General features: G+C 58.3%; 12 protein-coding genes. 5 read left to right on the top strand and 7 right to left on the bottom strand.

Translation table 11 applies throughout. From position 1 onward, the window contains the following. The first annotated feature begins 177 nt into the window (after positions 1–177). Together Q1W15_RS08485 and Q1W15_RS08480 are read left to right on the top strand one after the other, a co-directional pair. Positions 178–645: an Lrp/AsnC family transcriptional regulator gene (locus Q1W15_RS08485; protein ID WP_300726271.1), complete on the top strand. Its 468-nt coding sequence runs from the start codon at positions 178–180 to the stop codon at positions 643–645. Between the two features lie 531 nt (positions 646–1176). Continuing rightward, a complete protein-coding gene (locus Q1W15_RS08480) occupies positions 1177–2328 on the top strand; it encodes a M14-type cytosolic carboxypeptidase (RefSeq protein WP_300726268.1) in 1152 nt (383 codons plus the stop codon). Here the strand turns inward: Q1W15_RS08480 and Q1W15_RS08475 are convergent. The 5 genes from Q1W15_RS08475 to Q1W15_RS08455 form a co-directional block, all read right to left on the bottom strand. Beyond that, positions 2325–3299: a spore coat U domain-containing protein gene (locus Q1W15_RS08475; protein WP_300726265.1), complete on the bottom strand. Its 975-nt coding sequence runs from the start codon at positions 3297–3299 to the stop codon at positions 2325–2327. The two genes, Q1W15_RS08480 and Q1W15_RS08475, sit on opposite strands and share 4 nt — an antisense overlap. Further along, a complete protein-coding gene (locus tag Q1W15_RS08470) occupies positions 3296–5560 on the bottom strand; it encodes a fimbria/pilus outer membrane usher protein (RefSeq protein WP_300726401.1) in 2265 nt (754 codons plus the stop codon). The genes Q1W15_RS08475 and Q1W15_RS08470 overlap by 4 nt, the downstream gene beginning before the upstream one ends. A gap of 95 nt (positions 5561–5655) precedes the next feature. After that, the gene (locus Q1W15_RS08465; protein WP_300726397.1) at positions 5656–6390 is read right to left on the bottom strand and encodes a molecular chaperone; all 735 of its coding nucleotides are present in this window, start codon (positions 6388–6390) and stop codon (positions 5656–5658) included. Positions 6391–6472: 82 nt separating this feature from the next. Next, positions 6473–6958 carry a spore coat U domain-containing protein gene (locus tag Q1W15_RS08460; RefSeq protein WP_300726262.1) on the bottom strand — a complete coding sequence of 162 codons (486 nt, stop codon included), beginning with the start codon at positions 6956–6958 and terminating at the stop codon, positions 6473–6475. 18 nt (positions 6959–6976) lie between these two features. Next, positions 6977–7459, bottom strand: a complete 483-nt coding sequence (locus Q1W15_RS08455) for a spore coat U domain-containing protein (protein ID WP_300726259.1) — start codon at positions 7457–7459, stop codon at positions 6977–6979. 390 nt (positions 7460–7849) lie between these two features. On the opposite strand from Q1W15_RS08455, the gene Q1W15_RS08450 reads away from it, so the two are divergent. After that, entirely contained in the window at positions 7850–9157 is a 1308-nt protein-coding gene (locus Q1W15_RS08450) for a protein kinase (RefSeq protein ID WP_300726256.1), read from the top strand. Positions 9158–9218: 61 nt separating this feature from the next. Here the strand turns inward: Q1W15_RS08450 and Q1W15_RS08445 are convergent, their stop codons facing one another. After that, the gene (locus Q1W15_RS08445; RefSeq protein WP_300726253.1) at positions 9219–9923 is read right to left on the bottom strand and encodes a YebC/PmpR family DNA-binding transcriptional regulator; all 705 of its coding nucleotides are present in this window, start codon (positions 9921–9923) and stop codon (positions 9219–9221) included. A 121-nt stretch (positions 9924–10044) separates the two neighbouring features. After that, positions 10045–10911 carry a LysR substrate-binding domain-containing protein gene (locus Q1W15_RS08440; RefSeq protein WP_300726250.1) on the bottom strand — a complete coding sequence of 289 codons (867 nt, stop codon included), beginning with the start codon at positions 10909–10911 and terminating at the stop codon, positions 10045–10047. Positions 10912–11026: 115 nt separating this feature from the next. Here Q1W15_RS08440 and Q1W15_RS08435 point away from each other — a divergent pair, with 115 nt between their 5' ends. Beyond that, positions 11027–12136 carry a 2-aminoethylphosphonate--pyruvate transaminase gene (locus Q1W15_RS08435; RefSeq protein ID WP_300726247.1) on the top strand — a complete coding sequence of 370 codons (1110 nt, stop codon included), beginning with the start codon at positions 11027–11029 and terminating at the stop codon, positions 12134–12136. Positions 12137–12220: 84 nt separating this feature from the next. Beyond that, on the top strand, positions 12221–13048 hold the full coding sequence (phnX, locus tag Q1W15_RS08430; protein WP_300726244.1) for a phosphonoacetaldehyde hydrolase: 828 nt from the start codon (positions 12221–12223) through the stop codon (positions 13046–13048). Positions 13049–13058 lie beyond the last annotated feature (10 nt).

The following is a 13058-nucleotide window of genomic DNA, read 5'->3' as shown; positions in this document are numbered from 1 at the left end:
TCTTGTTATTAGCCTGGATAAATCAGACCGAACGGTCATGGTTCGACCCGGCGCGCGAGTGGGGCGCGCGCAACACAAGAGTGAAGGTTAAATGCAGGATTTATCATTCTAATTACTGGGAAATATCCTGCTAATCTGCATGACACATCCAAAAATAATAAGAAGTCAGCTCACTTCATGCAGATCAAATTAAGCGCTATCGATCGCAAGATCCTTCGTCTGTTACAGCACAATGCTGATCTCTCTGCCGCCGAGGTGGCCGAGCACGTGGAACTGTCGCAATCGCCGTGCTGGCGACGTATTCACAGGCTCGAAGAAGAAGGCCTGATTGAGCGTAAAGTCGCCCTGCTCAACCCGAAAAAGCTCGGGCTCAATGTCGTGGTGTTCGTCAACGTGCGGCTCTCCGGTCACGGGCGCCGACACCTGACGGAGTTTGAAGAAACGATCACCGACTACCCCGAAGTCATCGAGTGCTACACGATGGCCGGCGACATGGATTATTTGCTTAAGGTCGTGACCCACGATATCGACAGTTACGAGCGTTTTTTACGCGATCACTTGCTGCAGAAACCCCATGTACAGGAAGCCCACTCCAACATCGCCATGAGCGAGGTCAAGCGCACCACAGAGCTGTTACTGGACTAGCGCAATAGAGGGGTTGAGCGAGGACTGGAAAAATAATTCCGGAAAGCGAAGGAAAAAGCTTGACCAGCAAATGGGAATGATTATTATTGCACTCAGCTGGTCGCGAGATCAGTCGATAATTCAAGAGACCTTAGGTCGGTCTTTTGGATTACCTCCTCATCAGGCTAATCACGGTTATTTGACCCGTCTTCTAGACGGGTCTTTTTTTTTGCGGCCAGTTATCTGGCTCAGCGTGCTTCAGGCTAATGAAGTCTGTTGTGCGGCCGGATGTTACGGTGACCGCTACGATGCGAGCGATGATAGCAAAAGAATATCGGCCAACGGAAGCCTGAAGCTCCCGGCTATGAGCATAATGGCGATTTAGCACTTGAGAATCACTCTCAAACGTCCTACGCTAATGCAGCGTCACGGATGACGCCCCCTTCACTATTTCTTCCCCTTGCATCCCACCTTTTCACCCCCCAGCGCACACGGTCTGCCCATTTCACGATGTACAGTAGCGCCTATCCTTTTTGACACCGGGTTTGGACAATGACTGACGCGCCCTCTTCGCTCCATATCAGCAGTGATTTCGACAGCGGTAATATCCAGGTGCTGGATGCCAGCAACCCCTTGCACGTCCAGCTTGCGATCAAACCCGACACCCGCAGCCCGCACTTTCAATGGTTTCACTTCAAAGTGGACGGCCTGACACGCGGCCAAACGCACCGCTTCCAGTTGAACAACGCCAGCCAGTCCGCCTACAACAAGGCCTGGGACGGTTATCAGGCGGTGGCGTCTTACGATCACGAACACTGGTTACGGGTGCCGACGCACTTCGACGGCACGGCGCTGACCTTCAGCCTGGAAGCCGAACACCCACACGTGTGGTTTGCCTACTTCGAACCGTACAGCCGCGCGCGCCACGACACGTTGATTCAGGACGCGCTGCAATGGTCAGGGTGTGAGCGCCTGGCCACAGGCAAAAGCGCTGAAGGCCGCGACATTGAATTGCTGCGCAAAGGCACGGGGGCTGCGCACAAACACAATATTTGGATCATTGCCCAGCAACACCCCGGCGAGCACATGGCCGAATGGTTTATGGAGGGTATTTTCAAGCGCCTTGAACAAGGCAGCGACCCACAATTACGCAAATTACTGGATTACGCTGATCTGTACCTGATTCCCAACATGAACCCGGACGGTGCCTTTCACGGGCATTTGCGTACCAATGCCAACGGCCAGGACTTGAACCGCGCCTGGCAGAACACGGACCCGAATGTCAGCCCGGAGGTATTCTTCGCCCTTGAGCAGATGCAGCAATATGGCGTCGATCTGTTCCTGGACATTCATGGTGATGAAGAGATTCCCTACATTTTCACTGCGGGTTGCGAAGGCAATCCGGGCTACACCCCGCGCCTGGCAGCACTCGAAGAACGGTTTCGCAGCCACCTCAGCCACCTGACGCGTGACTTCCAGACCGAACACGGCTACGCGCTCGACGCGCCCGGCCAAGCCAACATGACCTTGGCCTGCAACAGCGTCGGGCAGCGGTTTGATTGCCTGTCTCTGACCCTGGAGATGCCTTTCAAGGACAACAACCATGCCCCCGACCCTGTCACGGGCTGGTCCGGCAAGCGTTCGATGCAATTGGGCAAGGATGTGCTGACCACGCTGTCGAGCATGGTGCGCGAACTGCGCTAAAACCCGATATCCACCACCACGCTGTCTGTATACGTCCCGGCGGGCGGCGTGGGTTGATCGCCATACACCCTGGCGGTCACGTCAAACACTTGAAGCTCGGTGCCCAGGCCGCTGCCCGGGTTGATCTCCGCCTGCGTACTCTCCCGACGATCTGCGCCCTGACTGCCCCAGACCATCGCACTCGCCCCTTTGTACAGGTCGTAAGCCAGGAAATGGTCGCCTGAAACCATGCGACGACGGCCATCGATCCCATGCTGCCCCGGGTCGAGCCCCACCGAATAGTGGCTGTCTTTGGTGCAGGCAATGCTGATGCGTTGGGTCACGGGGTTGAATGCACTGGCCACGGGAGCGCTGCCAAAACTGATCGTCGGGGCAAGGATCAGGCAATCGTTCGTCACCGTCATGGTGACCGTCAGCACCGTCGACCCGGTGCCGGTGTCTCGTTGCGTGCAACCACCGGCACCGTCCTGGCTGGAGCAGTAATCCCAGCGCCAGACCACGTTCAGGTTTTCAGTGTAAATACCGGCCGCAACGTTGCCTGCACTCAGGCTCGCCAGATAAAGGGGCACAGTGCGCGGCGACGCACTGGCAACCAGGCCCAGCCCGCTGGCAATGGCGGTGAAATCAAACTGAGCACCGCGCTCGATGGGTTGGCCCATACCGCTGTCTGCAAACAGGGTATAGCTGATCACGTCCCCGCCGGGCCCTGTCAGGCCCGCTGTTGAAGAGGTCACGGTCAGGTAGAAATGATCGGTGCCTTGCAGAGTCGATACCGCGCCGGTGCAGCCCAACCCGGCATTGAGGGTTGAGGTTTTTTCCGAGCTGGCACCGACCTGAATCGACGTCACCGAGCCGAAGGTGGCCGTGCGATTGGCCTCGACCTGACACGCAGCCTGCACCTGTGGTGCCAGCAGAAAAAGGCAGAAGAACACCCACCCCTTAACCCGATACAGGCTCAGCCCCCCGTTCATTGGCACACCAACGGTCCGATCATGGGCACCTCTGCCGTCTCTTCAGGCAGGGTGAACTGCGCCTGACAGTGGCTGCCATTGGCGAATGTCACCTGCACGGTGTTGTGTTTGAGCACGTTCTCCAGGTAGACCAGGCCATCCCAGCCCACCACGGCGCTCGCGTCGCTCTGCACATGGCGCACCTGGCTGCCCACCGCCAAAGGCTTGCCCTGCGCATCGACCAGCGCAAGGCTGGCGGCGGCCAGCCGTTTCAGCGGGAAGGTCATCAGGTAGCCGCTGCCCCGGCGTACTGCAACACGCTGCTCAACCAACGGGACTTGCACCGTGGAAGGCAGGTTCAGCGGGTCAATTTCATATTTGCCCCAGTAATAACCACTTGCGCCAGTCACCAGCAGGTAGCCACTTTTGTCGGTCGTACCCATCAACTGGTTCTCATACCGCACCGCAACCTGCGCAAAACCCGGAGTGCTGACGACCACAAATGCATCGTTGACCCGGTTGGCCGCAAACACATGATTGTCCATCCACACCAGCGAGCCGCTGGCATCAGCCCACCGTGCTTGTTGAGCATTGCTGCCATAGACGCCAGCCTGTAGTTGCACCGACTGCAGGCGCCAGGTCAGATCGGCCTGGCGATACGCCGGGCCATTGCCCTGGCTGTAACCCAAGTTGTACCCCACCCCGCCACCGCTGGGTACCGAGTGACTGAACCTGACCTGTTGACGGTATTCGCCAGTCTTACTGCGTTCACTGCCAACCCCCACGGAGCCCAGTTCAAACGGCATGACCACTTGTGCCTGGGTGACCCACTGCCCCGTCGACAGCTCGCGGTTGGCCGACAGGTAAACACTGCTGGCCCACAGCGAGGCACTCCAGGTCAGGTTCAACAACCGCGTGCGTGAATCGTCGCCAGCCCGGATATCGAAATAACCCGCCCCCAGGCTGCCATAAGTGCCCATGTTAAGGCTCAAAATCATTTGCTCACTGCGCGTGCTGAGCCGCGTATAGGCACGGTCAATCACCGTGACGTCAGCGTAATGATCACGGCGCTCAATGCGCTGATACGCCAGGCTCCAGCGCTGCGTGTTGTATTGATAGCCAAGGCTCAGTTGCTGGCCCGGCTGGCCATTGAAACGGCTCTGGCTGACCGCGCTGTTGAGCACCCCGTAATGACTCAACTTGAGGTTGCCGCCCACGCCTGCCAGCGCAAGATTCTCAGAGGCTTCGACATGGCTTTCGAGGGTCAGCGAATGGTTCAGGCCATAGCGTCCATTGGCCACCGTCACACCGGGGCCATAAACAAAATCCCGCAGCCCGTAATCCCGCCGCAAAGTGCCAGCGGAAACCGAAAAGTCACTCAGCCCCGGCCTCAACAGGCGGCTGGTGACGTAGAACGGAACCTGGGTGGACACCTGCCGCCCCAGCGCATCGGTCGTCACAATCACCGCTTCACTCGCGCCGTTAATAAACGGCACATTGGTCAGCGTATAGGGGCCGGGGCGCAGGTCCGCGCTGGCAGACTTGAAACCGTTGATAAACACATCGACCGAGGACGGCACCGCCGATTCCCCTGAAAACTGAGGCAACGGGTACGTCACCAGATCGGGACGAACCCCAAAGTCTCTCGACAGTTGGACGCCGCCCAATCGCACGGAGCTGGACCATGGCAACGCACCGGTAATGACATCGCCGGCCTCGTAAGTCAGCAACTGCACATCATCCGAGTACCGCCACAGGGTGTCATAACGGCGATAGCCGTTATTGAAATCACTGCCCCGCGCGCCCCCCACCGTGCGCCGATACTGCCCGGTGTTCGAGAGCGTGCCCCAACGGTCAAACACCCGGGCTTCGTTCCAGGCAGCCAGGTAGGTGTCACTGTCATCTGAGTCGTTGAGGTACAAGTCGTAATTAAGCAGGCCGCCGAAGCTGCTGAGCGCGGGCGGTTGCTCGGTCGACGGCCGGCCGGCTTGCTGCTCGGGCAGCCAGCCGGGCGGCACATCCACCCATAAACGCTGGCCGGGCTGATCGTAGTTCACACGCAGGCCCCGTACGCTATCAGCTGTGACTTCAGTGGCTTGGCCGGCAGGCAATGTCACCTGGGCGGCCTTCAGGTCGGCCACCGGAATGTACAGCTTGCCGGCCTGCTGTCGAACCTCGATCACTTTGCCGGTCGACACTTGATTGACCAGCAACTCCAAAAACAGGGGCTCATTGCTGGTCATCTGCCACCCTGCAGGGGGTGGAGGCAGCCCCCCCGCCATAAGTGGCAGTGCACAGGCCCAACCGCTGACACCGACAATGACGCGCTGCCAGAGACCTGTGACACAGCGCGTCGTGACGGCGCTGCAGCCGGGGCTCACGGCGCAGACGCTACAGGCTGAGCCGCGGGCTCATTGTTAACGCGCGCCAGCAATTGACCGGCAGTCGACGTTCCGGGCGGCAAAGGCCAGCGCATGATTGCCCCCGGTAAAACATAACCCAGCAAACCGGGAGCGACTGGCCAACGCTTGCCACCCTGAGCCATCGACACTTGCGTCAACCTGGCGTGCACCGGGCCAAGGTTTTGCACCTGTAACCAGGGCGTACCTTGCACCGTGACCTTGCGCCAGCTCAAGTCCGGCGCACCCGCGCTTGCGGCATCGCGCTGGCGCTTGGTCACGGGTTTGCCCCGCAGCCCCTCGCCATACACAAAGAGCGGCACGGTGTAACGCATCTGAAAATTGACGCCAGCCGCCATCACCTCGTGGCTGCCATCCTTGGGAGCCACCACGGGAATATCATCGATAATGATCCGGTAAGCACGCTCTACCCCTACCGGGACAGTCTCGGTACGGGTCAGGCGGATCAGTTGTTTCTGTCCCGGTTCAATCCGGGCCAAAGGAGGACTGCCGATCACCTCACGCTGAGTCTGATAGTGATTGTCAAATTTACGCTGCTCCCACCCCACCACCCTTATCTGCATATAAGCCGTTTCACGGCCTTTGTTTTCCAACCACAGGGCGACGGCTTTTTGATCTGCTTCAATCACCGGGTCAAGGGGCCAGATTAATACTGAACTGGCCGCTTCAACGTGATTTAGTCCTGACGCCATTAATATCACGCAGGCCAGTGCTCGCCACTTACACAGCAGTGGACGCATGAATCGACTCCTTTTATTCAGGACAACAAAGTACTTACCAGGAAAGTTCAACCTGCACTACATCGCGATACCGGCCAACGGGCACACCCCCTGAACCCCTTACTTGCCCGTAAATAGGCACTTCTACAATACCGTCATCAACAGTACCCACCGCAACACGTTGGCCAACCCCCAGTGCCTGAGTTAATCCCACATCATTAAATAACTCATAAGCGACACGCACGCTTGAACCTTCCAGCTGTAAATGCCGTCCATTGTCAGGGTGCTGACCACCGTCCACCGTCATGCTCAAGGCCACTCCGGGCGTGCACTGCAACTGCACCGCATTGGTAGACCGCGCAGAAATTTTTTGACTTGCTACGGCGGGAACACTGCCGAATTCCAGCGTGCCGAATTGCGTACTGCCGCCGACAATTAGACACCCGGTTTCTATCGACGCACTGACCTGCATAACCGCTGTGGTAGCGGCCAGTGCTAGCCCGGGCAACCCCAGGGCAGCCCATAGAATGACGGCCTTCACGCAAGGGCCCGCCACCGCCTAAAAATCCAGACGGGTGCCTACTCTATCGGTGTAGATACCTCCCGGCAGCCCCGCAGGCACATCGGCCCGACCGTACAGAAGAATCGATTGGGCCGTGCCGTCGCTGGGTTCCAGTGGGTAGACACCCGTCTCCGGCAGAGGGGTGGTGCGCCCTGAGTCCGTGAACAGACCATAAGGAATGTAATGACCAGCATCATCCTTCATGGCCTCCCCAAGGGTGCCGCCTTCGGCCCCGTTACTGCCCCCCAAAATGGTGAGTGTGGGTTCAAGGCCAGCAGAACATTGGATGGTTATATTCAGACCATCGGGTGAGAGTACCATGGCATTTTTTGTCGTCAGGAAGGTATCACTGGTGCCAAAATCGAGATTGCCTATATGGTTATCTTCAGTGCCATTGATCAAGCAACTGTTCTCCAGGGTCATGGAAACTTCTATATACCCCACTCGCGACTCTGCGGGCGCACCGAGTGATAACGCCATGCACACTAAACCTATACATGAAACGTATGCCTTCATTATAAGACCTCCACCCGAGCGCCCAGAGAAACACAGAATTGTGCTTAAAAAAGACTAGCAGTGCGCTCAATAAAATTCCAACACTGCACATATACCAACCACACGACAATATATTCAAAAACATTAGATAGCCGACAAAATTCTACTCCCACTACCAAAACAACTCATTAACGAATCAAATAACAAGAACCCCTCAGATACTCATACTTCAAATGAATACTCATTAAATTAAAAAAATCAAGCCAAGCCCGATTAAAACACCATCTCTGAGCATAAACGTCTCAATCCCTGAGCAGAAATCGCTATCATGAGCGCCATTGTCCATTCACCCTGACGAGTCCTCTACCACTGCTTATGGATACCCTCGCTAAACTGCGTACTGGCCAATTGGCAGGCCTGAAACGTCTGGACCTGTCCTGCGGGCTGACCGAATTTCCTCAGGAAATTTTCCAGCTGGCTGACACGCTGGAAATTCTCAATCTGAGTGGCAATGCCTTAAGCAGCCTGCCGCACGACCTGCACCGCCTCACCCGGTTGCGCATTTTGTTTTGCTCGGACAATCAATTCACCGAGTTGCCGGCCTGCCTGGGGCAATGTCCGCAGTTGAGCATGATTGGCTTCAAGGCCAATCGGATCGAACAGGTGTCAGGTGCGGCGCTCCCGCCACAGTTGCGCTGGTTGATCCTCACGGACAACCTCATCAGGCACCTGCCCGATGAACTGGGCCAGCGGCCGTTGTTGCAAAAACTGATGCTGGCCGGCAACCGGCTGCAACGCTTACCGGCGAGCCTGATCAACTGCAAACGCCTGGAACTGATTCGGCTCGCGGCCAATCGCTTCACCGAGGTGCCCGAGGTTGTATTGGCGCTGCCGTCTTTAAGTTGGCTGGCTTACGCTGGTAACCCGCTGCACGACGATGCCAGCACCGCGCTCGAACACGATCACACGCCAAGCATTGACTGGGCGCACCTGACACTCGAACAAAAACTGGGGGAAGGTGCCTCTGGCGTGATTTACCAGGCGCAATGGCACGCCCCCGGCCAGCCCCGCCAATCGGTGGCCGTCAAACTGTACAAAGGCGAGATCACCAGTGACGGGTCACCGCTCAATGAAATGAACGCTTGTATGGTTGCAGGCCAACATCCCAACCTGATCAAGGTGCTGGGGCGCGTGGTGGGCCACCCGGCCCAGCAAGCCGCACTGGTGATGGCGCTGATCCCGCCCACGTTCACCAACCTCGCGGCGCTGCCCAGCTTTGACACGTGCAGCCGCGACGTTTACGCCGACACCACCCGCTTCACCACCGACAGTGCCTTGCGCATTGCACGGGGTGTTGCCTCGGCCGCCCGCCATTTGCACGCACAGGGCATCTGCCATGGCGACCTGTACGCGCACAACATTTTGTTCAATCGCGAAGGGGATTGCCTGCTGGGGGATTTTGGTGCCGCCTGCTTCCACGCCACCGACGACAGCCCGCAAACCCGCGCCTTGCAACGGATTGAAGTGCGCGCGTTCGGTATTTTGCTGGGCGAACTGCTCGAGCGCATCGACTCAGAGCCAAGCGACCAACCACGCGCACGGCTGGAGGCGTTACAGCAGCGCTGTATTCAGCCTGAGGTGTTGAAGCGACCGAGTTTTACCGAGGTCATGGCAGCGTTGTAACAACACGCAAGCGAGATAGCATGTTGCTATCTCGCTTGCGTGTACACCGGGCCGCGCGGGTTTAGGCCAGCGCCACAAACATATCCTGCACGTCGTCCTGTTCTTCCAGCTTGGCCAGGAACTCTTGCACCTCGGCCATCTGTTCGTCGGTCAAACCGCTCACCGGGTTTTTGGGCTGGTAACCCAACTTGGCCGACAGCACCGTGAAGCCGTGTGCGGGCAGCGCCTTTTGAACGGCATCGAGATCCGTCGTTTCGGTGATAAACAGCGTGGTGCCGTCTTCGTCGCCCTCTTCAAAGTCCTGGGCACCGGCTTCAATCGCCGCTTCTTCAGGGTCAGCCTGCGGTGATTCCGGCTTGGCTTCGATCATGCCGACGTGGTTAAAGTCCCACGCCACCGAGCCCGATGCACCCAACTGCCCCTTGCGGAACGCCACACGAATTTCAGCCACGGTGCGGTTGATATTGTCGGTCAGGCATTCAATGATCAGCGGCACCTGATGCGGGGCAAACCCTTCGTAGGTCACGCGGTGGTATTGAACGGCTTCAGTGCCGATGCCGGCACCCTTGTTGATGGCACGCTTGATGGTGTCGGCGGGCATGGACGCTTTTTTGGCTTGCTCATACACCAGGCGCAAATGCGAGTTCATGTCCGGGTCTGCGCCGTTACGTGCAGCTACGGTCAGCTCCTTGGCCAACTTGCCGAAAATTTTGCCGCGGCTATTGGCGGCGTCCGCTTTGTGTTTAACCTTCCACTGTGCGCCCATTTCTTACTCTCTCAATCGGTGTGTCGCGGCGGGTAGGCCGGCGAATGGGCGCAAGTTTATACGGCAAAAAGTCGTCAATCGACCAAAAAATCCAATCTTGCCCCCCAAACCCCTCTGCACGTCAGCCCTGCGGCAGGGCCAACGCCATAAAGGCCTTGATCAAGCGCAGTTCGGCGCGACGATCCATGCAGCCCAACAGGTGCTGATTGATCAACCCAAAACCGTTGATCGGCACCGCACGCACACGCGGGTCCGGGCTGATTTCGACCGACGACACAATGCCTACCCCCAGATGCGCCGCGACCGCCTCGGTGACGGCCTCACGGCTATCCAGCTCAAGTAACACACGCGGGCTGACCTGCGCCCGCTCACAGGCTTTATCAAACGTATGCCGAGTGATAGATGACGGCTCGCGCAACACCATGATCACCTGATGCAGACGCTCGATATCAACCCCCTCCGCCAGCCCCGCCCACGGGTGGTTGACCGGTACCAAAGCACAGATCCGCGATTCATCAAGGGCGCGTAACGTAAGCCCCTTGCGCGGTTCGACCTCGGTTAGAACCGCCACATCGGCGTGCTCCGAAAGCAGCGCCGCCAGGGTTTCCTGTGCATTGCCCAAGCGCAGGTTGACGGTAATGCCGGGGTAGCGCGCCCGCAATTTCGCCAGCATGGGCATGACCAGGTGCGGGCCATCGGCTGCCACCTCAAGCCGCCCGGTCAACAACTGTCGATTGGCCTCCAGCAACACCTGCGCCTCATCCACCAGGCCAAACATGGCGCGGGTAATCGCGGCCAGCCTGGTGCCCTCTTCGGTCAACTCAACACGCCGGGCCGTGCGCCGCAGCAAGGTGATCTGGTAATGCTCCTCAAGGGCTTTGATATGCCCGGTGACGGCGGGCTGGCTAATAAACAGCCGGGCTGCCGCCCGGGTAAAACTGCCTTCACGCGCCACCGCATCAAACGCACGGAGCTGGAACAGGTTCATCTCTATAAGCCTCACTGATGGCTGGCATAACAACAAACAATTTGATTGATGCAGACGCAAACTGCAACGTAGGCCGTGTATTCAGTAGCCATCACCCGCCTGAAAGGACCCCCGAATGAGTTCTGCCACACCGATCCTGCTGACCCCCGGCCCACTGACCACCTCGGCCCGTACCCGTCAGGCGATGATGGTCGACTGGGGCTCGTGGGATGAGCGTTTCAATCAACTGACCGCCCACGTCTGCGAACAACTGACAGCGATCATCAACGGAGCCGACAGCCATCACTGCGTGCCATTACAGGGCAGTGGTACGTTCGCCGTCGAAGCCGCTATCGGCACACTGGTGCCGCGTGAAGGCAACGTGTTGGTCTTGGTCAACGGGGCGTATGGCAAGCGTCTGGCGAAAATCTGTGAAGTGTTGGGCCGCCGCTACAGTACCTTTGAAACGGCTGAAGATCAGCCGACTACCGCGAGCGACGTTGATCGCCTGCTGCAGGCAGATCCGAGCATTACCCACGTGGCCGTGATTCACTGCGAAACCAGCACTGGCATCTTGAACCCCTTGGCAGACATTGCTGCCGTTGTTGCCCAACACAACAAGCGCCTGATCATCGACGCCATGAGTTCTTTCGGTGCCCTACCCGTTGACGCTCAAACACTACCGTTTGATGCGCTGATCGCGGCATCGGGCAAGTGCCTGGAAGGCGTGCCCGGCATGGGCTTTGTGTTTGCCCGTAAAGCCTCACTGGCGCAGGCGGCAGGCAACGCTCATTCGCTGGCACTGGACCTGTACGACCAGCACGCGTACATGGCCAAAACCGGACAATGGCGCTTCACGCCCCCGACCCACGTCGTTGCCGCGTTGCACGAAGCGTTGCAGCAGTACAACGAAGAAGGTGGCTTGCCAGCGCGCCACCAGCGCTATGCCCATAACTGCCAGGCATTGCTCGACGGCATGGCCCAGCTGGGGCTCCAGCCCTTCCTGCCAACCGCCATTCAAGCGCCGATCATCGTGACATTCCACGCCCCAAAAGATCCGAATTACCAGTTCAACGCCTTCTACGAGCGCGTCAAAGCCAAGGGTTTCATTCTGTACCCGGGCAAATTGACCCACGTTGAAACCTTCCGCGTGGGTTGCATTGGCCATGTCAACACCGCCGCCATGCAGGCCGCCGTCAATGCCATGGGCGAAGTGCTGCGCGAAATGAATGTGCAACGTGCATAGAGGCTGTCATTGCGGGTTCAAGAACACTGAATACCTTCCTTATATTTTCGTGCGACACGGTTCGCTCACACAGGACTTACCGACATGAACTACGTAAACCCCAGCAAACTTCAGGCAGCCATTCTCGACTGGGCTGGCACCGTAGTCGATTTTGGCTCGTTCGCGCCGACGCAAATTTTTGTCGAGGCCTTTGCCGAGTTCGACGTACAGGTTTCAATCGAAGAGGCTCGCGGGCCGATGGGCATGGGCAAGTGGGACCACATCCGCACCCTGTGCAATCAGCCACAGATAGCTGAACGCTACCGTCAGGTGTTTGGCCGCACACCGACAGACGACGACGTAACGGCCCTCTACGAGCGCTTTATGCCGTTGCAAATCGAGAAAATCGCTGAGCATTCGGCGCTGATTCCGGGCGCACTGGACACCATTGCTGCCCTGCGTGCGCAAGGCATCAAGATAGGCTCCTGCTCGGGCTACCCGGCCCAGGTCATGGCTAAAGTGGTCGAACTGGCTGCCCGTAACGGTTACACCGCCGACCATGTCGTGGCCACCGACGACGTCCCCAATGGTCGCCCATGGCCCGCTCAAGCGCTGGCCAACGTGATCGCGCTGGGCGTTGACGATGTGGCCGCCTGCGTCAAGGTCGATGACACCGTGCCGGGCATCCTGGAAGGCCGCCGTGCCGGCATGTGGACGGTGGCGCTGGTGTGTTCCGGCAACGCACTGGGCCTGACCTGGGAACAATTCCAGGCCATGCCCCCGCAGGCCCTGGCCTCAAAGCGCCAGCACATCCACACCCTATTCGAAGGTTCGCGCCCGCACTACCTCATCGATACCCTGCGCGATTTACCCGAGGTGATTGTCGACATCAACAAACGATTGGCCAAAGGCGAAATGCCGCAAAGCAGTTGAACCAAAAACG

The organism is Pseudomonas sp., assembly GCF_030150285.1.
Taxonomy (GTDB): Bacteria; Pseudomonadota; Gammaproteobacteria; order Pseudomonadales; family Pseudomonadaceae; genus Aquipseudomonas.
This window is presented reverse-complemented; position numbering and strand designations above follow the sequence as displayed.